We start from the raw sequence: 21,456 nt of genomic DNA on the forward strand, positions 1-21,456 counted from the left end.
ATGGCGATGCAAAGGCTGAACAATCGGGCGGCCCGCGCCCTGTTCATGGACCGGCACGCGCTGGCAGAACAGCCGTCCGGGGCTGCGAAAGGGCCTGACCTGCTTGAATTGATCAGGCGTCTGGGATTTGTTCAGCTGGACAGTATCAACACGGTCGCCCGCGCCCATGACATGATCCTGTTTTCGCGCAGGCCCGCCTATCGCGCCAAAAACCTCAAGCATGTCTACGAACGTGACCGTGGGCTGTTCGAACATTGGACCCATGATGCCGCAGTCATTCCGATGGAGTTCTACCCCCATTGGCATCTACGGTTTCAGCGCGACGCTGACCTGCTGAAATCGCGCTGGAAAAACTGGCGTCGCGATGGGTTCGAGCAGCAATTTGAAACCGTATTGCAGCATATACGCAATCATGGGCCAGTTTCCTCGTCGGATGTGGGAAAAGACGAAAAGAAAGGCTCCGGTGGCTGGTGGGATTGGCACCCGTCGAAAACCGCGCTTGAATTCCTCTGGCGCTCGGGCGCGCTGACCGTGATCGGCAGGCAGGGGTTCCAGAAACGCTATGACCTGACCGAGCGGGTGATCGAGACGCATCTTTGCCTCGGCAACATGCAGTGTGACGCCGAACAGACCGTGGATTGGTTGTGCCATGCGGCACTTGACCGGCTGGGGTTTGCGACCTCGGGCGAATTGGCGGCGTTTTGGGATACGGTCAGCAGCGCAGAAGCCCGAGACTGGTGCAAAACCGCCTTGACCGAAGGCCATGTCGAAGAAATCGAGATCGAATGTGCCAATGGTCAGGTCAGGAAACTGTTTGCACGCCCGGGTGTTGCTGAACAAGCCGCGCAGATCCCCCCAGCACCGGGTCGGATCAGAGTGCTCAGTCCGTTTGACCCGATGCTGCGGGACCGTGACCGCGCGCAGCGGCTGTTTGGGTTTCACTACCGGATCGAGGTTTTTGTTCCTGCCCCTAAACGCACCTATGGCTATTATGTTTTCCCGCTTCTCGAAGGCGACCGGCTGATTGGCCGGATCGACATGAAGGCCCATCGCGATCAGTCGGTGCTGCGGGTCAGCGCCCTGTGGCCAGAACGTACAGTACGGTGGTCAGATGCCCGCATGCGCCGCCTACAGGCCGAACTGGACCGGGTTCGTCGCTTTGCCGGGTTGGATGACATAGAATTTGCCGAGAATTGGCAAAAAGACCCTATTTAGGGTCTGATATACTCAATTTGACCGGCTGCAACCCGTCAATCTCACCCTCGAGTGAATCTCCGGGCTGAACCGGTCCTACACCAGCCGGCGTTCCGGTCAGGATCAAATCCCCTGGTCGCAGATGATAATAGCCGGACAAGTGACTTATGATCTCGTCAATCGACCAGATCAGCTCATCCAAGGTTGCGTCCTGCCGGGTTTCGCCATTAACGCGCAAAATGATGCGTTTTTGCGGGTCGGGTTGCCAATCGCTCACGCGGGTCAGAGGGGCAAATACGGCTGCATTCTCGAAATCTTTTCCAAGATCCCAAGGGCGCTGTTTGTTGCGCTCGCGAATTTGCAGATCACGTCGGGTCATGTCCAAGGCGCAGCCAAAGCCAAACACCGCTTCCTGCACCTGAGAAGTATCAGCCTGAAAAACCGGCTTTCCGATTGCAACAGCCAGCTCCATCTCATGGTGGAAATTTTCGGTCCCCGGAGGATAAGCCGTCGTCACCCCAGACAGGACCGCGTTTGCAGCGGCCTTGGTGAAATAGAAAGGGGCCTCACGGTCGACCTCATGTCCCATTTCAGCCGCATGTGCGGCATAGTTCCTGCCCACACAAAAGATTCGCCCAACCGGGTATGTGTCGTCCTCGCCGGTAACCGGCAAAGCGATCGGATCAGGAATAGAGAACAGGCTACCCATCATCATGCCGCCATAACACAGGTTAGTTAAAGTGGATATTAAAGGGCATAAACCAGAGCAAGTCGCAATCCTTGGAAACCCGCACGCCGGTTTTTGCCGACAATTCGGGGATGATTCGGCACAGGCTTGCCCAAATCGAACCGGTAAGCCTGCGCGTGTTTCAAAATTCGCAGACATGGCTACTTATGGCGCTGGGCTTACTTTCAACATGCGACTGAAAACACTGCGACAGCTCATTCAGATTTTAGCCGTCAAACCTTGGAAAACTGCTGTATCGCGCTAGCTTATTGCTAACAGAAAGCGTTCAGCACTGAGACGTCACCACTCACAAAGGCGGCGGACCACCAATCCTCCGCCTTCTTGCGAAGACACCCGCGTGGACGGCAGAAATCGCTGAAATCCGGGTGCGAGTATTCAGAGGACCACGGCCAAACACCCATCCCCCTGGGTAAGTTTGCGCCTGAGAAACCCCGATTTTCGGGGTCTGATGTTCTCTGAAACGTTGCCGGATCGTTTGAACACCCCTCGTATCCGGCTGTAGGCCAGGCACATGGTCCACTCGGGCCTGGCCACTCCGCCAGAGAGGTCACAAAGGCCCTCTGGCGGGGCCCACACACTGTTAGTCCCGAGAATCTGATTGTAATTTCAACTCGTGCAGATCGTTGAGAAGATCCAGCAACGCCTCATGCCGCTCTGGTCCCAGCGTGTTGCGGATTTCTTCAGCCAAAAGCAACGTATAGTCGATGTTATCCCGGATAATCCCTGCCCCTTTGACCGTGATCTCAACAATCTGCCTGCGCTTGTCGACCGGATGGCTTTTCCGCACGACAAGGCCCTTGGCCTCAAGCTTTTGCAGAATGCGGGTCAGGCTGGGCAAAAGCAGACAGGCACGGTCAGCAATATGCGTGGGCTCTTGAGGGCCTTCCTCTTCCAGCACCCGCAGAACTCGCCATTGCTGTTCGGTTACGCCCGCTTCGACAAGCATTCTACGGATAGGCCCCATAACCCGTTCCCTCGCGCGCAGCAGCGCAATAGGCAAAGACCGGGACGTCAATGGAATTTCATGAGCCATGTTAAATTCTGGCCGAATTCGGTTCATTCTTCAACTGACCTTTCCGTGTTTGGAATTCTAGGCATTTATCGCTTATTAGAGCCTAAATTATTCCATTTCTCTCTGCGGAAACATGTTCAGATAAATCTCAGACCACTGGATTCCTGCAAAGGGCGTTGACGTTTCAACCCGGATATTCATCACTGGCACAGGATCGAAAGCGGTGTTCAGAGAAGATTGGAAGATAAAATGAACTGGGATGAATTCTCGGATTGGGGCGCCAAGATTGCTGAGTGGGCACAGGATTACCATCTGACTGTCGGCGACAATCCGGTTCGGGCCAGAACGGAACCCGGTGATATTCTTAACGCCTTACCCGCGCGCCCTCCCGAGCGCTCCCAGGCGATGGAGGAAATCTTTCACGATTTCGAACAGATCGTGATGCCTGGGATTACCCATTGGCAACATCCTCGCTTTTTTGCCTATTTTAATGCAAACGCCTCGGCCCCGTCGGTTCTGGCCGAGTTTCTAACCAGCGCCATCGCTCCGCAATGCATGTTGTGGCAGACATCCCCCGCCGCGACCGAGATGGAGACGCGGATGATGGATTGGTTGCGGCAGGCCCTGGATCTGCCCACGGGCTTTGCAGGTGTCATTCAGGATTCCGCCTCGTCCGCGACCCTGGCCGCTGTGCTGACCATGCGGGAAAAGGCGCTGAATTGGCAGGGCAACCAACATGGGTTGTTCGGACAGAAACCGCTGCGCGTATATTGCTCGGCCGAAGTCCATACCTCTGTTGATCGCGCCATATGGGTTGCGGGGATCGGGCAGGAAAATCTGGTGCGGGTGCCCATACAAGGCGACTGGCGCGGGATGGACCCACAGGCGCTGGAAGCAGCAATTCAAGCCGATTTAGACTCTGGTTATCAGCCAACCGGCGTGATCCTCTGCGTCGGCGGCACCGGAACCGGCGCGGCCGATCCGGTAGAGGAATGTCTGAAGATTGCGCAAAAATACGGGCTATATTCGCATGTCGATGCAGCTTGGGCTGGCTCGGCCATGATATGCCCCGAATACCGCCATTACTGGGAAGGAATCGAGCATGCCGACAGCATCGTGTTCAACCCGCATAAATGGCTGGGCGTTCAGTTCGATTGCTGCGCCCATTTTCTGAAGGACCCCGATGATCTGGTACGGACACTCGCGATCAGCCCGGAATTCCTGAAGACCCACGGCAAGGACGGGATCATAAATTATTCTGAATGGTCGGTACCGCTGGGCCGCAGGTTCCGAGCCCTGAAACTGTGGTTCGTCATCCGCGCCTATGGTCTGGAAGGGCTACGTGAAAGGTTGCGCAATCATATAACATGGTCAGTGGCTCTGCATGACCGGCTGAAAGCGGAATCCGATTTCGAAATCACCACTAACCCTATGTGGTCATTGTGGACATTCCGCTATGCCCCCCCTGGATCAACCGATCTGGACGATCTGAACCTACGGCTGGTCAATGCGATCAATGATGATGGTCGCATTTACTTGACTCAAACCCGCGTTGATGGCGACTTGGTGATCCGCTTTCAGGCCGGTCAGTTTGAAACCACGCAGGCAGACGTCCAAATGGCATTTGACGTGATCACTGAAATCGCCCGCTCGCTAAACTAGAGGTTCCACATGTCCGCACCCGTCAACACGTTCAAACAAGCCCTGAAAAACGGCGACCATCTGATTGGGTGTTGGTCCAGCTTTGCTGAGGCGGTAACAGCCGAGATCATGGGCACTGCCGGATTCGACTGGCTGGTGATCGACGGTGAGCACGCGCCGAATGATATCCGGTCCATCCGGGATCAGCTGATCGCGCTGGCCGCCAGTCCGACACATCCCGTCGTGCGAATCCCGGTGGGCGACACCGCATTGATCAAGATGGTGCTGGACGCAGGTGCTCAGACAATCCTGGTACCGATGGTGGAAAGTGCTGAACAGGCGCGCGATCTGGTACGTGCCTGCCACTATCCACCCCAAGGTGTGCGAGGCGTCGGCGCGATGGCCTCACGCGCAACGCAATACGGAACGGTTCAGGACTACATTCAGACCGCAGACGATCAGATATGTCTGCTGTTACAGGTGGAAAACCGCGCCGGTATCGCCGCATTGGATGCCATTGCACAGGTAGAAGGCGTGGATGGCGTGTTTATCGGTCCGTCTGACCTGTCCACTGACATGGGTTTTCAGGGAAACAGCGCCGCGCCCGAGGTCCAGGCGGTGATCGCCGACGCGATGAAGCGCATCGTTGCAGCAGGCAAAGCCCCGGGCATTCTTGGTGTCACGGATGAGGCATCGCAGGCCTATAAGGACATGGGCGCCCAGTTCCAGGCGGTGGGGATCGACGTGATGCTGCTGACACAGGCGGCGCGTGCCCTGGCCGCAAGGTGGAAGGCCTAAGCCCGCATCGCCGAGGCCGCCTGAGCATACCCGCCCGAGGCACCATCGACGAAATGTACGTGATCGTCACGGGTGGCCGAGGGGACAAAGCAGGTCATCATCGCCTCGTCCTGTGCATGCAAGCCATAGTGGATGCTGCCCTGTTTCCGAGCCTGTTCAAGAACGGTCTGAATTTGCTTCAAGGTTGCCGGGTCACAATCCAGCGTCATTTTAAGACCGTCATCGAATTTGCGGAAATCCGCATTGCGACTGACCGTGCGCTTGTAGTGATCAGGCTCGAAATTACCCAATCGCTTTCCAGATTTGAACAGCAGTGCGATCATCAAATTCTGCGCCAACAGCTTGAGTTTCTGTACCAACAGATTGCGACCCGCACGGGAAACATGGGCGTCCAGCGCCAAACCAGGCGGAGGCCAGCGGATCGGAGGGCCGCTTTCCGGCATCGGGTGGCCGGACCGGTCCAATCCTTCAGCGGCCACTAGAACAGCCCGTGACAGGTCGGCGAAATCGGTCTCGGTTGCGCGGGCAGTTGGCTGCACCACCACCGAGACAATCTGACCATTCTGCGCCTTGCTGTTGGACCAGCGGCAGGACAGCCCGGTCAAATCCGGCAGCGCACCGGGGGCTGCGTACGGAACCTCAAACCGGCCTGCTTTCATCTCGGCCTCGGCCCAGGCCAGACCACCGCCCGAGAACATCGCATAATCCACCCCCTCGGATGGCGCGTAACGCGCAACCCGAAGATCCTTGCCCGCCTGCCGGATTTCGGCGACGGGCACAACGGCCCCGCGCAACGCGATCGAAAACTCTTCTTCTGCCCAGCGCCGCAAATCGGCCAGAACGCTACGTGCTGCCTCTGCCGCGCTTGCCGGTACGGCGAATCCAGCACCATCACCCCCAAAGACATAGGGAAATTCTTGCCCGCGAAGCGCATTGATCATGGCCGAGATCACCGCGGCCCCAACCATGTTCACGGCCTTGTATCGTCCCCGCTCTATCTGACCGGTGGAATCCACGACATCTGCGACACCAAGAACCCATTCCGTCGGCACCGCGGTAAAGCGTTCAGGATCGGTCAGATTGTTAAAGTCCCGCAACAGCGGAAGGCTGTCATAAAATGCGGCCTGTGCATCTTTCATTGGTTCCTCGACAATATGAATAGACCTTCAGATAGCCCAAATTTGTTCGATGTCCGCTGAAAACATCATAGCACACGCGCTTGTACATATCACGGGGACATGCCAAGCATTTGCTGGCGGGTTGGGCGAAAGAGGCGTCTCATGAAAACCGGACTGGTGGTTCTGTGTCTGGGCTATGTGCTCAGCCAATTTTTTCGTGCCTTTCTTGCCGTGCTCAGCGTCGATCTGGGGCGTGACATCGGGGCAAGGCCCGAAGATCTGGCCTTTGCTTCGGGGCTTTGGTTTCTGGTCTTTGCCGCCATGCAACTGCCAGTGGGTTGGGCGCTGGACCGGATCGGGCCGCGTTTGACGGCTGCGGTTTTGTTGCTGGCAGGCGGCGCGGGCGGCGCTACGTTGTTTGCAGTGGCCAGCACCCCGTTTCATATCGCTATCGCGATGGGGCTGATCGGAGTCGGGTGCTCGCCCGTTCTGATGGCATCCTATTACATCTTTGCCCGCGAATACCCGCCCGCCCGCTTTGCCACGCTAGCAGCCATCATGCTGGGCGTTGGGTCGGTCGGCAATCTTGTGGCCTCCTACCCCACAGCACTTGCGGTCGAACTGATGGGCTGGCGCGCCACAATGGCCACACTGGCCATCGTTTCGGCCATTATCGCAGCGGGCATCTGGATCAGCGTTCACGACCCCAAACCGGTTGAGACCGAGCATCGCGGGTCAGTGCTGGACCTGCTGAAAGAACCTGCCCTGTGGGCCATCCTGCCGCTGATGCTGGTGGCCTACGCCCCCGCGGCTGCGACACGAGGCCTGTGGGCAGGTCCATATCTGAACGACGTTTTCGCCCTCAGCACTACGCAGATCGGAACCGCGACGCTGGTCATGGGGGCGGCTATGATTGCCGGCACCTTTGCCTATGGGCCACTGGACCGGCTGCTGGGAACACGGAAATGGGTGATCTTTGGCGGCAATGCCTTGGGCGCGGCGGCGCTGGGGCTGTTGTGCCTGTGGATCGACATGGCGGTCTGGGTGTCAGTAAGTCTGATGGCGGTGATCGGTTTCATGGGCGCCAGCTTTCCGGTCATCATGGCCCATGGCCGCGCCTTCGTGCCGCCGCATCTGGTCGGGCGTGGCATGACCCTGTTGAATCTGTTCGGCATCGGCGGAGTGGGACTGGCGCAATTTGTCACCGGCCGCGTCCATGCCGCGACAGTGGACATCAGTCCAACCGCGCCCTACACAGCGATATTCGGCTTTTTTGCAGTCACGCTTGCCATTGGATGCGTGATTTACCTATTCAGCCGCGACAGCGTTGACTGACGCTGGAACCATCGGGAGAGCCCATGTCCGACCCTGTTGTCATCGCACCCAACCTCAAACGCAGGCTGTCCGGCGTGACCGCGACGATTGCGCGGCTGGTGCCTTTGCAGGTGCAATGGATCGACATCGCCGCCACCGGACCGGGCCTTCCAGCCGACCTGCCCCATATCTCGCTGGGCCGCCTGCCCTTTCTGTCGCGCAAGACCACGCGCGTCTGGCATGCGCGCCGCAATACCGAGATGCTGTTGGGCCTGTTCCTGCGCAATGTCTTTCGTCTGCGCCTGAAACTGCTATTCACCAGCGCCTCGCAGCGGTCGCATACGGGCTATACCAAATGGCTGATCGACCAGATGGACGCGGTGGTTGCCACCTCGCGCAAAACCGCCGGATATCTTGAGCGGGACGCGCAGGTCATCATGCATGGCATCAACCTGCAGAATTTCACCCCGCCCGCGGACAAAGCCGCCCTGCGGGGCAAACTTGGCCTGCCCGGTGGTCTGCTGCTTGGGTGTTATGGCCGTATCCGGCACCAGAAAGGCACCGATGCTTTCGTCGATGCGATGATCGACCTTTGTGGCCGTTTCGAAGACGTCCATGGCATCGTCATGGGCCGCGCGACCGAAAAACACACCGGCTTTCTGGCCGAGTTGAAAGACAAGGTCGCCAAGGCGGGCCTGTCTGACCGCATCCTATTCAAACCCGAGGTCACTGTGGATCAGATCGCCGAGTGGTACCAGGTGCTGGACTTGTTCATCGCGCCGCAACGCTGGGAAGGCTTTGGCCTGACCCCGCTCGAGGCGATGGCCTGCGGCGTGCCTGTGGTGGCAACCGATGTCGGTGCCTTTGCAGAGATCGTGACCGACCCCTCACTGGGCCATGTGGTCGAACCGGGGAACATTCCCGCCCTGGCTGGTGCCGCCGCTGAAATGCTGTCGAACCCCGAGTCGCTGGCGCTATCCGGCAGCGCCGCCCGCGTCCATGTGGAACAGAATTTCGACATCTACGGCGAGGCAAAGACCTTGGTGGCGCTCTATGAACGGCTTCTAACCGACGCCTGAGGCGATGCACCGCGTCAAATCGGTGTCATTGGGGGAAATATCCCGCGAAACCTCTTTTTTCTTTGCTGCAACGCGGCTATGAACGCGCGTCCTTAACTTTGGAGACATGAAATGGGCTATCGCGTCGTAGTCGTCGGCGCCACAGGTAATGTGGGCCGCGAAATGCTGAACATTCTGGCAGAACGCCAGTTCCCCAACGATGAACTTGCCGTGCTGGCAAGCCGTCGGTCGCTGGGAACCGAAGTAAGCTTTGGCGACAAGACACTCACGACCAAAGACCTGGACACGTTTGATTTCACCGGCTGGGACATGGCGCTGTTTGCCGTGGGATCCGAGGCGACCAAGGTCTACGCCCCCAAGGCGGCGGCGGCTGGCTGCGTGGTGATCGACAACTCGTCCCTGTATCGCTATGACCCTGCAATTCCGCTGATCGTGCCGGAATGTAACCCCGAGGCGATCCACGACTATAAGAACAAGAACATCATCGCCAACCCCAACTGCTCGACCGCGCAGATGGTTGTCGCGCTGAAACCGCTGCATGATCGCGCCAAGATCAAGCGCGTCGTCGTTTCGACCTATCAGTCGGTTTCCGGCGCGGGCAAAGAAGGGATGGATGAGCTGTGGGATCAGACCAAAGCCATCTACAACCCCACCACCGAAGTTCCGCCGAACAAGTTCCAGAAGCAGATCGCCTTCAACGTCATTCCGCAGATCGACGTCTTCATGGAAGACGGCTCGACTAAAGAAGAGTGGAAGATGGTTGTCGAAACCAAGAAGATCGTCGATCCCTCGATCAAGGTTACAGCCACTTGCGTCCGCGTTCCGGTCTTTGTCGGCCATTCAGAGGCCGTGAATATCGAGTTCGAGGAATTCTTGGACGAAGACGAAGCCCGTGACATCCTGCGCGAAGCACCAGGTATCATGGTGATCGATAAGCGCGAACCGGGCGGCTACGTCTCGCCGATCGAATGCGCAGGTGATTTCGCCACCTTCATCAGCCGCATCCGTCAGGATTCAACCATCGAGAATGGCCTGAACCTGTGGTGCGTCAGTGACAACCTGCGCAAGGGCGCAGCGCTGAACGCGGTACAAATCGCCGAATTGCTGGGCCGTGAGGTCCTGAAGAAGGGGTGAGCGATACGCACAACCCTTAGCATTGATTAAGTAAACCCCGCTGCATGGTCAGCGGGGGGTTTTTTTATTGAACGTCGGCAAGGCGGACAAAGCCGTCGATAACGGCACCACAGCATTGGACCTCCAATCGCGTGACCAATTTGGGAACAGAGCGAACATCGTTTTAATCGCTGAAGCGGTTTTCAACCATTGGATCAATCTAGCTGTGTCATTGGTGTTCGCATATGGGGTGCGAACTTGCTCTTTAAGCAGAGTGCAATTGGGTTGCCTGCAAAACAATTCCTCCACGTCCAACCCGAAATTGGCGGGCTAGATAGGGCCCCACTGAAAGTTTGATCCCAGGTGCTCCAAGTGAAAATGCTTGGCCCGAAGCCTCGACCTCAAGAATAGATCGCCAAAGCTACAGAACAGGCGCGAAAAGCCGGGCAATCGGGGCGCCAACACGGATGCCCAGGGGCTGTTCGGGAAGGGTCTTGTCCAACATCCAAGCTCGATGAAAGTCATTCTCGAGCATAGCAGCAGTTGCGGCTGCAGGACGGGCATCAAAGAAAGTCGCCATTGCCTCAAAATTCAATCGAAACGACCTATTGTCGAGGTTTGTCGTGCCAATTGCGGCAAAGCTGTCATCCACCAAAACCACTTTCTGATGCATGAACCCTGGTTTGTAACGCCAGACCTGTACTCCCGCCTCACGTATCTCATCAAAATAGGCAAACGCCGCGAGCCAGGGGATCTTGTGGTCTATTACCTCGGGCACAAGAATGCGCACATCAACGCCGCGCAGTGCCGCATGCTTCAATGCCGTCAGAACGTCTGTGTCCGGCACGAAGTATGGAGATGCAATCCACACTCTCTTCCTCGCCGCAGCGACGGCTGAGAAGAAGAAGAGTGCACCAGTTTCCATTTCGTCACCCGGGCCCGTTGCAACGATCATTGCCGTCATATCTTCGGGTGCATGTGGGGCTTCCCAATTGAGATCGCCAATAAGCACCTCATTGGTAGCCCAGTGCCAGTCTTCGCCAAAGACCAGTTGAAGTTGAGACACGATCGGGCCTTCCAACTGGGCGTGAGTATCGCGCCAATCGCCAAATTTTGGGTTAAGCCCCATGTATTCGTCGCCGACATTCAGGCCGCCGGTGAATCCGATTTTCCCATCAACAATAACGGTCTTTCGATGATTGCGCAGATTGATATGAAACCGGTTCTTTGGGCCTCGTGTTTCTTTCGGATCCACGACTTGGACACCAGCTTCAAGCAGGCTTTGATAGTAAGCTTTGGGCAGTTTGGCGCTGCCGACAGCATCAAACATAAGCCGGACGGTGACGCCACGCGCCGCAGCAGCAATCAAGTGTTCTTGTAGGGCCTGTCCCAGTGCGTCATCATTAATGATATAGAACTGAACGAGGACATAGGTTTCAGCAGCGTCAATGGCAGAGAATATTGCGTCAAACGTGGCTTTTCCATCAATAAGCAATGTCATGTTGTTGCCGCGGGCTGCGGGCATTTCTGATATTTTTTCAAAGGGTTGAACTGAAATTTCAGGCGCAACCACGGGCGCATTGGCCACTTGGTAAGTCCTGAGACCTTCTATGACTTCTTCGCTATCGCGCCGGGCTATCAGATAGTTTTTGAATTTGTGGTGTCCCAAAAACAGGTACAACGGCACGCCCAGATATGGCGCAGTGATCAAGAACACGACCCATCCAACAGCGCCTTGGGACGTTCGGGCGGAAGAAACGGCGCGCCAAGCGAACCAGAAGGCAACAATTTCCAGGGAAATCAGCGCCAGTATTAAGATATTTGAGCCCATCGAGATCCCCAATTGTCGGTCATTCTAGCGGTTTTTGCTAACGGTTCCGGTTGGATCTTCGACCATTTGCACGGACTAATTGACAACAGATGATGTCCATCTGCAAGGTAATCCCCTGAATATGGCAGTGCCGTAGCCCGATGGTAATGCAATCATTCTTTGATCTTTGGCGGCAGACCCGCCCTTGGTGCACTGTGTTGTAGGGTCATTGGTTCAACATGAAATTGGACTCCTGAGCAGCTTTTAAAATCCGAATACTGGCCAGGCGCGGAGAGACGCGAGGAAGGCGCCTGTTTCAAACTGGACTTTCGGCGTACTAGTCGAAGCCCAAAGTTTAAATTGAGAGGACCCGTGACATGACGGTACGGCAAGCGGCAAGGGCACTCTGGGCGGCTTTGGTCCGGTTCGATGCAAAGAACGGCTGGTCCAGAAGCAGTCACATTGCCATGTCCATGATGCTGGCCCTCTTTCCGTTTACAATCTTTGCACTGTCGTTGACTCAAGCCGTGTCGGCAGAGTTTTCGACGCTGGATATCGTTGAGTTCATCTATGGGACATGGCCCGACAGCATCGCTGAGCCCATCGTCAAAGAGGTGCGGGCCGTTTTGCAAGACAGTAGCGTCAAAGCGATGACCATCGGCGGCTTGTTGGCGGTTTTCTTTGCGTCCAATGGCGTTGATGCGGTGCGCCAAGCCCTCACGGATGCGTATCGCGACCACGATCCGCGTCCCCTTTGGAAATCGCGTGCGTTGAGTGTCGTATTCGTTCTGAGCGGCTCGGCGATTTTGACCGTGGCCGCGGTTTTGACCTTTGCGGTGCCGTTGTATGTCGACACCGTTTACAGAGGCGACGAAGGCGAAGGGGCCTACGATATTTTGCGGCTAGGTGTCTCTTTTGGCTTGCTGATTTTTTCGGTCGTTGCCTGCCATTTGTGGCTTCCAGGCCGCCATCACACATTGTCGCAGGTTTATCCTGGCGTTGTCTTGACGGTTGCGCTCTGGATTTCTGCCGGAAAGATATTTGCGATGTATGTCACCAATTTTTCGTCGTACAGCATCACGTATGCCGGCTTGGCCGGGGTAATGTCAGCCCTTGTATTTATGAATCTAATGGCGGTGATCTTTGTGATCGGAGCCGAGTTTAATGGCCGACTTATTGCAATTAAACAGTCCGACGCAGAGGCGTGAGAGGGCGAGGAAAACGTAGTGGGTTTCGGCGGATGGATCCTGTTCATCATGAACTGACATCGCAGGTGCGAACGAACGTCGAAGCTTGGGGAGCGCTGTTTTAGGAAAGAACTTTGCTTTTTGCATATGTCGAAGGCGCACAGCCTTCCCAGCCAACGAACGCTTCCGAAAAACTCTGTCGATGCTCGAAACCAATTGCATATGCCGTATCATCAATGCTGGCCCCAGAGGTGAGCAGGCGACAGGCTTCTTTGTGGCGTTCGATCTTTTGGATATCCCTAAACGCGGTACCTTCATCTTTTAATTGAATCTGAAGAGTCCGAGGGCCTACTCCAAGTACCTGTGCGGTGTCAGACAGCGACCATGGCGCAATGCCAAATGACGCCTTGATCAAACCGGCGACTAGGTCTGCCCTGTTCACTTGAGGTGCTTGCATAAGTTTCTTGCCACGCAGATAGCGCGAAAGGATATCCGCTCGAACGCTGTCTGAACGGTGCATTTTCGCCCGAAGCAAGTCTTGGTGGAATTCGATATAGCCCTGATTTGAGTCTCTGACTGACTCAACTGCTGAATTATTCTGAAAATGCTCCGAAGAGGCGCCGGGATAAGCCACGGTGATCTGCGGATCGACTTCGCCGAGGGCCATCAGGACAACTTTTGTAAGCAGCCCTATTGTATACTGGATGTCCTGCTTGCCATCATGAGAATTCAACAACGTAAAGTACCAGATACGGCATTTCCCACGATACGTTCTGATCACGAGTTCGGAGTTGTTTTGAAAATAGCGAAGCGCCGTCGTAGCGGTTTGCAAGGCCTCCCAAAGCGTATCCGACGAGACGATTGCTCTGCCAAAAACGCCCAGTTCGCCCACATCCTGTTCAAGGCTGACGTGGAGAAAAAAGTCATTGTCTTCCGCCGAGCGAATAACGTCACTGATGCCTTTCAGATATTCATCCGCTCCGATGATCTGTTCCGCATCCGTAGGCAAACCGAGTGATCGAAGTGTCCGTTCGAAGCGTCGCGGGTCTCCGGCAAGAATTGCTGCTGGCCCGTGAAACGCACCTGCTCTGATGGCAAAATCGTTGGTTTCTTCTGACATGCAAAGCCTCATTCAGCTGTTTGGTTCACACCTTGCTCTTAGAATGCTCCAATTTGTCAAGGTCTTGGCAATGGTGTCTCGAAACCGACGGTTCGTTCGTCAGCCCTCACTCAAGGCATGAACAAAGCGACGCAAATGTTTCAAGAGGCAGTGTTCGAATATTTGTTTGTTAGATTCGCATTTGCCGACAAAGCGAAGTTTTCCATCACTTAAGTTCCACATGGTTCTTGGAGCAGATCAACTCAAATGTCGCGAAGTTTGGGTGTGAATGGCGCGGAACATCGAGACCATTTTGGAGGAAACATGCGACCTATTCTTTATTCGACAAAGACGGCGGTGACGGCGGTAATGTCAGCTGTCGCGCTCTTTGCTGCGGGCCCAGCGTTCGCTCAAGACAAGCCAAACATCCTAGTAATCTGGGGTGATGACATCGGTGTCCACAATATCAGCGCCTACAACCATGGGATCATGGGCTACAAGACTCCGAACATCGACCGCATAGCAAATGAAGGCGCGATGTTCACAGATGCGTATGCTCAACAGTCTTGCACCGCCGGGCGCGCCGCCTTCATGACCGGCCAACATCCATTTCGCACTGGGCTATTGACGATCGGCATGCCCGGATCCGAGCACGGGATTCCAGATTGGACACCCACAATTGGCGATGTGATGAAAGAGCATGGCTACATGACCGCTCAGCATGGCAAGAACCACTTTGGTGATCAGGATCGTCACTTGCCAACAAATCACGGTTTCGACGAGTTCTTTGGCAATCTGTACCACCTGAACGCCGAGGAAGAGCCGGAAAGCTATTACTATCCCAAGGACCCGGCCTTCAGAGAGACATTTGGTCCACGTGGTGTAATCAGGTCGTCTGCTGACGGTCAGATCGAAGACACAGGCCCGATGACGCGCAAGCGCATGGAGACCGCCGATGACGAGTTCCTCGCGGCTTCTGTTGACTTCATTAAGCGTGCAAATGATCAGGAAAAGCCGTTTTTCCTGTGGCATAACTCGACACGGATGCATGTCTGGACTCATTTGAGAGATGAAGCCGTTGGGCGCACGGGCATTGGCCTCTACCCAGATGGCATGGCTGAGCATGACGATCAGGTGGGTGTGCTGCTCGACCTGCTTGATGAGCTTGGTATCGCGGACAACACGATAATCATGTACTCGACCGACAACGGGGCCGAGACGATTTCTTGGCCCGATGGCGGTACGACCCCATTCCACGGTGAAAAGGGAACAACTTGGGAAGGTGGATTCCGCGTCCCGCTTATCGTGAAGTGGCCCGGCCTGATCGAGCCCGGAGAGAAGTTTAACGAGATTGTCAGCCATGAAGACTGGATGCCGACCTTTGCCACAGCGATTGGAGAGACCACGCTGGTTGAGGACCTCAAAGAGGGAAAAACGTTCAACGGCAAAGACTTCCGCGTCCATTTGGATGGACATGATCTGACCGAATACCTGTCCGGCGAAACAGACGAGAGCCCACGTGACTCGATCTTCTATTTTGATCAGGGCGCAAATCTGAACGCCGTCCGTGTTCAGGACTTCAAGGCGCACTTTGCAACACTTGAAGGCGGAATCAACACCGCTGTTCGGCAGGTCCCTGCTTGGCCTCTCGTGGTTAATCTCAAGGCCGACCCGTACGAAAAGGCCGTTCATGAATCCGAGATGTATCTGCGTTGGTATGCCGAGAACACGATGTGGATCTTCGTCCCAATTCAAGCGAAAATCAAAGAGTTCCTACTTTCGCTCAAGGGCTACCCATTCCAGCAAGGTTCAAGCTTGTCGGCAGCCGGGATCAACTATGACTTCCTGACCAAAGTGCAGGCACTTCAACGTCTGGAAAACCTGGAAACCATCATGCCCGGTGCTCGGCAATAACGCGGTCAAACATTGAGCCGCTGGGAGCTTTGCTCGTGAAGATGAACTTTTCCCAGCGCTCACACAACTTGGAGCCGCGTGCCTGGCATGCGGCTTCGGGAAGCGAAACTTAACTCAATCTGAGGAATGAACTTATGAGCGATTTAGTAGTCATCGTATTTGAAGGTCGTCACACAGCAGACGAAGCGCTTTTGCGCCTTCAAAAAATGAGCATGAACTGGGAAGTTGACCTAGACGAAGTGGTCGTGATGACCCGTGACAAAAATGGGGTAGTACGGACCCGCAACTCCGATACTCTGACAGCGGCAGGCTTTCTAGGCGGCACATCGCTAGGGGCTTTGACCGGGACTTTGATCGGCGCAATGGCCGGGAACCCGGCAGCAGGTTTTGTTGCGGGGTCAGCCGTGGGTGCCGGTTCTGGAGCACTGGCGGGAATGCTGGATCAGGCAGACGAAGAAGACGCGCTAGCGGCCCGGGTTGGTGCAAAGATGGGGCCAGACTCTTCGGCACTGGCTGTGATCGGCTGGTCCAACCGTCCCACGAAGTTGTTGAGCGAACTGGAAGGCATGAAGGGCGAGGTCATCGAGACGTCCCTGTCCATCAGCGATGAAAAAGAGCTTCGCGCAGCCCTGTCTTGAAACTGACCAAGTTGATTTGAGCGGCCGGCGGCCTCAGCATCTGGCCGCCGGAAAATCAAAGTTCAACAAGTCGAGAACGGAAAAAATGAAATGAAAGAGCTTCTGACAACCGCGGCGATCGTGTGTGCATTCGCATTTGGAACGCCAATGCCTGCATCCGCACAGTCCGCACCCCATGTGGCTGGCGGAGTAGTTGTTGAGTACAACAATCTGGATATCGCTGTGGTGGCTTCCGGCTGGAGTGTGGTCGAGCTTTTGCGCGGCAATGTTTACAATACTGGCGGTGATTTTGTGGGCTACGTTCATGATGCGCTTGTTTTGCCGGACGGTGATACGACCTTTGTGATCGTCAATGTCGCCGGCTTCCTCAACATTGGTGAAAAGTTGATTGCTTTGCCTGCGGGCGCTTTCGAGATCAACGCTGATGGCGATCTGCTGTTGCCCAACGCGACCAAAGATAATCTGAAAAGCCTACCACGATTTTACTACGCACGAAACTAGGGCCTCAGACCGCTGTTGCTTTTACAGCATTGACGCCCGGCATGTCTGACCATGCTGGGCGATTGGTTGGAAATTGGGCCCAAATCGCCTTCGGACCAAGAAAAAAACTCCGCTTATTGTTCAAAACCAAACGCACGGAAATCAAAGGGACCAAGAGAATGAGTGATATAAAGGCTAGCGCATCCGGAGATGTACAAAAAAACTGGGGTTGGTTTCTTGCTTTGGGCATTCTGATGATAATCGGTGGGGTAAGTGCAGTCTTCGCTCCTTTCCTAGTCTCTGTGATTGTTGAACAGATCGTAGGCATCTCTTTTGTTGCAGGTGGAGGCTTGATGCTGGTCCAAGTGTTTAGCACTAAAGACGGATGGAATGCCCGGTTGATCTATCTGATACTGGGGCTGTTCACTACAATGGCAGGTGCATTGCTTTTGTTCCGACCGCTTGAAGGCCTTGTGGCTTTGACGTTGATTTTGATTGCTGGCGTTTTCGTCAGCGGATTGATCCGTATCGCAATGGGTATCGCGGCACGCCCGGAAACTGGATCTAGTTGGGTGATATTCGGCGGTATACTGTCTGTTATAGTTTCTGGCTATCTCATGATGAACTATCCCGAAATCAGTGTTGCTCTGATTGGATTAATGGCCGGATTTTCATTGATTGGTGAGGGCGCCGGATACGTCCGATTTGCCTACGGTCTCAAGAATAATACGACGATCGCAACGTAAGCGCTGGTGCGGCAGCTCAAACTCTTTTGAATCGCGCTCAAAAGCGCGGCTGTTTTATCTTGGGGGGAAGTATGATCGGCATCTTTTCGAAACTAGCTGTAAGCAGCACGATCGCCGTTGGAATTGTGTTCTCGTTTGCGGTGGCGGCAACTGCGAGAGAAAAACCCCAATTGGTGCTCCAAATAACGGTGGACCAGTTGCGCGGTGATCTGATTGACAGATATCGGACACATGTTGGCGAAGGCGGGTTTCGATATCTGATGCAAAACGGGGTCATTTTTTCAAATGCCCATCATCGCCATGCTAACACCGAAACCATTGTCGGTCATACAACATTGTCCACTGGTACGGACCCTGCAATCCACGGCATGGTTGCCAACCTGTGGTTCGATCGAAAAACAGGCACCCCGTTCTACAATGTTCAAGACATCGAGTATCCACTTGTAGGGGCAGCAGGGATCGATCCATCTAATGAGATTGACCCGACGCAACGCGCTGCGACAACTGACGGGCGGTCTCCGCGCAATATCATCAGTTCAACGATATCAGACGAAATTGCCATTCATTTTGGTCCGGCTTCTAAAATCTTTGGCGTCTCGGTCAAGGATCGCGGTTCCATTGCAATGGCGGGCCACGCGGGGCAGGCTTATTGGTTTTCGAAAGCCGAAGGCAGATTTGTCACCAGCACGTTTTATCGCGACGACTATCCGGCTTGGATCGCGGACTGGGAGGCGCAAGGCAAAGTGGCGTCCTACGCAAATCAGGACTGGACCCTGTTGCGGGATCGTGAGCTTTACGCTTTTGCAGATCGCGACGATCAAGCATGGGAAACCGAATTGCCGGGCTTTGGTCGCACATTTCCCCACAACTGGGGCCCTGACGATAACAAGTATTTCACTACATTCCTAACTCTCAGCCCAGCAGGGGACGAGATCACGGTCAACTTCGCAAAAACGCTGATGGATGCCGAACAGATCGGAACAGACAGTGTGACGGACTATTTGTCGATCAGTCTTTCCTCGACGGACTATGTTGGTCATGTTTTTGGTCCTTCCAGTCTGGAAGCGGAGGACAACTTTGCCCGTCTGGACCGAAGCATTTCCGATCTGTTGGCGCATGTGGATAGCACAATTGGGCTGGACAAAACTCTGATTGTCTTGTCGGCGGATCACGGCGCACCCGAACACCCAGAATATCTCGCGACCGTCGGTATCGAGGCCGGGTTGTTTGACTTTCAGCGTGTGGACACCGAGCCGGGGTTTGTACGCTTGCAGCTGGATTTCGGAGCTTCCCGCGATCTCATCCAGAATTTTTCAAATCCCTATCTTTATCTGAATCAGGAATTGATTGGCCAAAGGGGGCTTGATCCAACTGCCGTTGAACTGGCGATTGCCGAGGAGCTTCAGAAGTTACCCGGAATTGCCTATGCGGTCGGCAGCTCCGCTTTGCGCAGCGGATCCGTCCCACGCGCCAAGATCACAGAAGCTGTTTTGGCGAACTTTCACCCTGACAGGTCCGGTGACATCTATGTAGTGTTTGAACCACATTGGTTTGTCGCCGATTTCGACGGATTAACGGTTGCGTCGGCACATGGCTCACCTTGGGCCTATGACACCCACGTCCCCCTGATATTTTCCGGCCCAGGCATTACGCCGGGGACAATTGTACGCCGCGTCGAGACGGTTGATGTCGCGCCAACGCTGGCGGCTTATCTAGGCACCAAACCGCCTTCGGGGACCACCGGCGTGCCACTGCCCGAGGTGATGCCACAATGATTGGAATACTCGGATGACAATAGATTCTCGTTCCCTTTGGAGACTGACCATGAAGATGTTCCATATTTTGACCTTGGTTTGTGCAGTGTCTGTATGCCTGTTCGACACGCGGGCCCAAGCACAATCAGATGCCGCTTCAGATGCAGCTCAGGCGAACAACCCACTGGCCGACATAACGGCTTTCAACATTCAGAACTACTACATCCACGAATTGACCGGACCTGGCGATTTTGATGCAAACCAGTTTGTCCTGAGATACGCCAAGCCAGTCCAAATTGGTAACAGCAACTGGCTGATCCGAGCGTCGCTCCCCTTCAATAGTTTCCCGGTTGGTGATGCAGGTTCGACGGAAAGCGGGATCGGTGACTTTGATATATTTGCAGCATATCAGATCGACACCGGCGACCCGGCTGTTAGCTTTGCCATCGGTCCTCAGATCGTTGCTCCTACCGCGACCGATGATCGCCTTGGGTCCGATCAGTGGCAGCTCGGTTTCGCCAATGTGTACTTCAACGCCCGTTCGGCAAAGACGCAATATGGCTACCTTTTGACATGGCGTGGAGGTGTCGGCGACACAAACGGTCGGGAGCGCGTGAGCCTTGGCGCATTTCAGCCCTTCGTTTTTTACCAGCTTGGCGGCGGCTGGTACACGGGCGGAGCGCCTATCTGGACCTACAACTTCAGGAATAATGACTATTCAGTCCCACTGGGCATTCGCCTGGGCAAAGTCTTCAAGAAGAAAAAGACAGTATACAATGTGTTCGTCGAACCACAGTGGTCGGTTCACGATAGCGGTACTGGGCTGCCGAAACAGCAAATCTACTTTGCCGTCAACATGCAGTTCAAATGACACCTAACCCTCAATCAGAAATCTAAATGGAGTACCAAGATGGATAAGTTTGTAGCGGTTGTTTTTGACACCGAAGAAGCCGCGTTTAAAGGCGCACAAGCGATGCGAGATCTTCATCAAAACGGAGAGCTGGCTGTGTTTGCTGCTGGTGTGATTACAAAAGATGCGGACGGTGAAGTTGAGCTGAAATCTAGCGTCGACGAAGGCCCAATCGGGACAGCATTTGGATTGTTGTTGGGAGCGATGGTCGGAGTTTTGGCTGGTCCGGTTGCAGTTGCATCGGGCGCCGCATTGGCCGGTTCTGCGGCCGCAGCATCAGCCGCTGCGAGTGGCATGGCTGTTGGCAGCGTGACAGGTGGACTCTTTGGTGCCTACCGAGACCTTTGGGTTTCTGGGATGGACTCCGTCATGCTGGACAATATCAGCACAGAGCTTCTGCCCGGAAAGTCCTGCGTTGTCGCTTCAGTCGACGAAGTTTGGACAACGCCGATGGACACAAAGATGGGCGACCTTGGCGGAACTGTTTTCCGGAAACTACGGGCTGATGCAGTGGACGACGAAATGACCGCCGAAATGGATGCACTGGATCGCGAATGGGACGCGATGGAGGAAGAGTGGCAGGCCGCAAGTGACGAAAGAAAAGCTGCTTTCAAAGAAAAGATGGACGGCATTAAGTCTAAAATGAAAGAAAGTGGTGAAAAGATCGACACTCGCATGGAAGAGCTCGATCAGGAGTTTGAAGCCCGGCTTGAAGCCATAGAAGAGCAGATTGAACGAGCCTCTGATACAACGAAGGCCAAGTTTGAAAAACGCAAAGCTGAGATCAAGGCAGATTGGCAAGAGCGCAAAAACAAACTCGCAGCCTCTTTGCGCAAGGCAGCGGCCAAGATTGAGGCCTGATTGCTCGAATGAACACAGCTTGTACGGGCGAACGCTGTCG

General features: G+C 55.0%; 19 protein-coding genes. 14 read left to right on the forward strand and 5 right to left on the reverse strand.

The features are described 5' to 3' along the window. The gene (locus tag AC2FGB_RS18080) at positions 1-1,215 is read left to right on the forward strand and encodes a winged helix-turn-helix domain-containing protein (protein ID WP_496694577.1); all 1,215 of its coding nucleotides are present in this window, start codon (positions 1-3) and stop codon (positions 1,213-1,215) included. Here the strand turns inward: AC2FGB_RS18080 and AC2FGB_RS18085 are convergent. Together AC2FGB_RS18085 and hpaR are read right to left on the reverse strand one after the other, a co-directional pair. Next, positions 1,208-1,906, reverse strand: coding sequence for a fumarylacetoacetate hydrolase family protein (locus AC2FGB_RS18085; protein ID WP_496693083.1), 699 nt, complete (start codon positions 1,904-1,906; stop codon positions 1,208-1,210). The genes AC2FGB_RS18080 and AC2FGB_RS18085 overlap by 8 nt on opposite strands. 616 nt (positions 1,907-2,522) lie before the next feature. Beyond that, positions 2,523-2,975 (reverse strand): homoprotocatechuate degradation operon regulator HpaR, encoded by a 453-nt coding sequence (gene hpaR / locus AC2FGB_RS18090; protein ID WP_281973862.1) that lies wholly within the window; start codon positions 2,973-2,975, stop codon positions 2,523-2,525. A gap of 228 nt (positions 2,976-3,203) precedes the next feature. On the opposite strand from hpaR, the gene AC2FGB_RS18095 reads away from it, so the two are divergent. Both AC2FGB_RS18095 and AC2FGB_RS18100 read left to right on the forward strand, forming a co-directional pair. Further along, positions 3,204-4,616 (forward strand): pyridoxal phosphate-dependent decarboxylase family protein, encoded by a 1,413-nt coding sequence (locus tag AC2FGB_RS18095; RefSeq protein WP_496694576.1) that lies wholly within the window; start codon positions 3,204-3,206, stop codon positions 4,614-4,616. 9 nt (positions 4,617-4,625) lie between these two features. Beyond that, the gene (locus AC2FGB_RS18100) at positions 4,626-5,393 is read left to right on the forward strand and encodes an HpcH/HpaI aldolase family protein (protein WP_281973863.1); all 768 of its coding nucleotides are present in this window, start codon (positions 4,626-4,628) and stop codon (positions 5,391-5,393) included. Here the strand turns inward: AC2FGB_RS18100 and AC2FGB_RS18105 are convergent. Continuing rightward, complete coding sequence (locus AC2FGB_RS18105; RefSeq protein WP_496694575.1) at positions 5,390-6,532, reverse strand: DUF3095 domain-containing protein; 1,143 nt, start codon at positions 6,530-6,532, stop codon at positions 5,390-5,392. The two genes, AC2FGB_RS18100 and AC2FGB_RS18105, sit on opposite strands and share 4 nt — an antisense overlap. Positions 6,533-6,673: 141 nt before the next feature. Between AC2FGB_RS18105 and AC2FGB_RS18110 the strand changes: the two genes are divergently transcribed. The 3 genes from AC2FGB_RS18110 to AC2FGB_RS18120 all read left to right on the forward strand — a co-directional run bounded on the left by AC2FGB_RS18110 (position 6,674) and on the right by AC2FGB_RS18120 (position 10,038). Then, positions 6,674-7,846: an MFS transporter gene (locus AC2FGB_RS18110; RefSeq protein ID WP_496694574.1), complete on the forward strand. Its 1,173-nt coding sequence runs from the start codon at positions 6,674-6,676 to the stop codon at positions 7,844-7,846. Between the two features lie 23 nt (positions 7,847-7,869). Further along, positions 7,870-8,904, forward strand: a complete 1,035-nt coding sequence (locus AC2FGB_RS18115; protein WP_496694573.1) for a glycosyltransferase family 4 protein — start codon at positions 7,870-7,872, stop codon at positions 8,902-8,904. A gap of 111 nt (positions 8,905-9,015) precedes the next feature. Next, positions 9,016-10,038, forward strand: a complete 1,023-nt coding sequence (locus AC2FGB_RS18120; RefSeq protein ID WP_496694572.1) for an aspartate-semialdehyde dehydrogenase — start codon at positions 9,016-9,018, stop codon at positions 10,036-10,038. Between the two features lie 400 nt (positions 10,039-10,438). On the opposite strand, the gene cls is transcribed toward AC2FGB_RS18120, so the two are convergent. Further along, positions 10,439-11,848, reverse strand: a complete 1,410-nt coding sequence (cls, locus tag AC2FGB_RS18125; RefSeq protein ID WP_496694571.1) for a cardiolipin synthase — start codon at positions 11,846-11,848, stop codon at positions 10,439-10,441. 356 nt (positions 11,849-12,204) lie between these two features. On the opposite strand from cls, the gene AC2FGB_RS18130 reads away from it, so the two are divergent. After that, positions 12,205-13,035: a YihY/virulence factor BrkB family protein gene (locus tag AC2FGB_RS18130; protein WP_496694570.1), complete on the forward strand. Its 831-nt coding sequence runs from the start codon at positions 12,205-12,207 to the stop codon at positions 13,033-13,035. A 100-nt stretch (positions 13,036-13,135) separates the two neighbouring features. Here AC2FGB_RS18130 and AC2FGB_RS18135 read toward each other — a convergent pair whose 3' ends face one another. Beyond that, on the reverse strand, positions 13,136-14,134 hold the full coding sequence (locus AC2FGB_RS18135; RefSeq protein WP_496694569.1) for an AraC family transcriptional regulator: 999 nt from the start codon (positions 14,132-14,134) through the stop codon (positions 13,136-13,138). Positions 14,135-14,437: 303 nt separating this feature from the next. Between AC2FGB_RS18135 and AC2FGB_RS18140 the strand changes: the two genes are divergently transcribed. The 7 genes from AC2FGB_RS18140 (at position 14,438) to AC2FGB_RS18170 (ending at position 21,416) form a co-directional block, all read left to right on the forward strand. After that, positions 14,438-16,027: an arylsulfatase gene (locus AC2FGB_RS18140; protein WP_496694568.1), complete on the forward strand. Its 1,590-nt coding sequence runs from the start codon at positions 14,438-14,440 to the stop codon at positions 16,025-16,027. Positions 16,028-16,161: 134 nt separating this feature from the next. Then, on the forward strand, positions 16,162-16,665 hold the full coding sequence (locus AC2FGB_RS18145; protein WP_413845006.1) for a DUF1269 domain-containing protein: 504 nt from the start codon (positions 16,162-16,164) through the stop codon (positions 16,663-16,665). 90 nt (positions 16,666-16,755) lie between these two features. Further along, complete coding sequence (locus AC2FGB_RS18150) at positions 16,756-17,166, forward strand: PRC-barrel domain-containing protein (RefSeq protein WP_496694567.1); 411 nt, start codon at positions 16,756-16,758, stop codon at positions 17,164-17,166. Positions 17,167-17,324: 158 nt separating this feature from the next. Further along, on the forward strand, positions 17,325-17,891 hold the full coding sequence (locus AC2FGB_RS18155; RefSeq protein ID WP_496791794.1) for an HdeD family acid-resistance protein: 567 nt from the start codon (positions 17,325-17,327) through the stop codon (positions 17,889-17,891). 173 nt (positions 17,892-18,064) lie between these two features. Beyond that, positions 18,065-19,666 (forward strand): alkaline phosphatase family protein, encoded by a 1,602-nt coding sequence (locus AC2FGB_RS18160; RefSeq protein ID WP_496694565.1) that lies wholly within the window; start codon positions 18,065-18,067, stop codon positions 19,664-19,666. Positions 19,667-19,715: 49 nt separating this feature from the next. Next, positions 19,716-20,516, forward strand: coding sequence for a hypothetical protein (locus AC2FGB_RS18165; protein ID WP_496694564.1), 801 nt, complete (start codon positions 19,716-19,718; stop codon positions 20,514-20,516). Between the two features lie 39 nt (positions 20,517-20,555). Then, the gene (locus AC2FGB_RS18170; RefSeq protein ID WP_348297273.1) at positions 20,556-21,416 is read left to right on the forward strand and encodes a DUF1269 domain-containing protein; all 861 of its coding nucleotides are present in this window, start codon (positions 20,556-20,558) and stop codon (positions 21,414-21,416) included. Positions 21,417-21,456 lie beyond the last annotated feature (40 nt).

This window comes from Ruegeria sp. CDSC021 (assembly GCF_059610845.1).

Excerpts from the sequence above, each read along its gene's own strand:
- AC2FGB_RS18085 (WP_496693083.1), bottom strand. The coding sequence starts at position 1,906 with ATGATGGGTAGCCTGTTCTCTATTCCTGATCCGATCGCTTTGCCGGTT.
- AC2FGB_RS18095 (WP_496694576.1), top strand. The coding sequence starts at position 3,204 with ATGAACTGGGATGAATTCTCGGATTGGGGCGCCAAGATTGCTGAGTGG.
- AC2FGB_RS18145 (WP_413845006.1), top strand. The coding sequence starts at position 16,162 with ATGAGCGATTTAGTAGTCATCGTATTTGAAGGTCGTCACACAGCAGAC.
- AC2FGB_RS18140 (WP_496694568.1), top strand. The coding sequence starts at position 14,438 with ATGCGACCTATTCTTTATTCGACAAAGACGGCGGTGACGGCGGTAATG.
- AC2FGB_RS18080 (WP_496694577.1), top strand. The coding sequence starts at position 1 with ATGGCGATGCAAAGGCTGAACAATCGGGCGGCCCGCGCCCTGTTCATG.
- AC2FGB_RS18130 (WP_496694570.1), top strand. The coding sequence starts at position 12,205 with ATGACGGTACGGCAAGCGGCAAGGGCACTCTGGGCGGCTTTGGTCCGG.
- AC2FGB_RS18150 (WP_496694567.1), top strand. The coding sequence starts at position 16,756 with ATGAAAGAGCTTCTGACAACCGCGGCGATCGTGTGTGCATTCGCATTT.
- AC2FGB_RS18105 (WP_496694575.1), bottom strand. The coding sequence starts at position 6,532 with ATGAAAGATGCACAGGCCGCATTTTATGACAGCCTTCCGCTGTTGCGG.
- AC2FGB_RS18170 (WP_348297273.1), top strand. The coding sequence starts at position 20,556 with ATGGATAAGTTTGTAGCGGTTGTTTTTGACACCGAAGAAGCCGCGTTT.
- AC2FGB_RS18135 (WP_496694569.1), bottom strand. The coding sequence starts at position 14,134 with ATGTCAGAAGAAACCAACGATTTTGCCATCAGAGCAGGTGCGTTTCAC.
- hpaR (WP_281973862.1), bottom strand. The coding sequence starts at position 2,975 with ATGGCTCATGAAATTCCATTGACGTCCCGGTCTTTGCCTATTGCGCTG.
- AC2FGB_RS18120 (WP_496694572.1), top strand. The coding sequence starts at position 9,016 with ATGGGCTATCGCGTCGTAGTCGTCGGCGCCACAGGTAATGTGGGCCGC.
- AC2FGB_RS18155 (WP_496791794.1), top strand. The coding sequence starts at position 17,325 with ATGAGTGATATAAAGGCTAGCGCATCCGGAGATGTACAAAAAAACTGG.
- AC2FGB_RS18115 (WP_496694573.1), top strand. The coding sequence starts at position 7,870 with ATGTCCGACCCTGTTGTCATCGCACCCAACCTCAAACGCAGGCTGTCC.
- AC2FGB_RS18100 (WP_281973863.1), top strand. The coding sequence starts at position 4,626 with ATGTCCGCACCCGTCAACACGTTCAAACAAGCCCTGAAAAACGGCGAC.
- AC2FGB_RS18110 (WP_496694574.1), top strand. The coding sequence starts at position 6,674 with ATGAAAACCGGACTGGTGGTTCTGTGTCTGGGCTATGTGCTCAGCCAA.
- AC2FGB_RS18165 (WP_496694564.1), top strand. The coding sequence starts at position 19,716 with ATGAAGATGTTCCATATTTTGACCTTGGTTTGTGCAGTGTCTGTATGC.
- cls (WP_496694571.1), bottom strand. The coding sequence starts at position 11,848 with ATGGGCTCAAATATCTTAATACTGGCGCTGATTTCCCTGGAAATTGTT.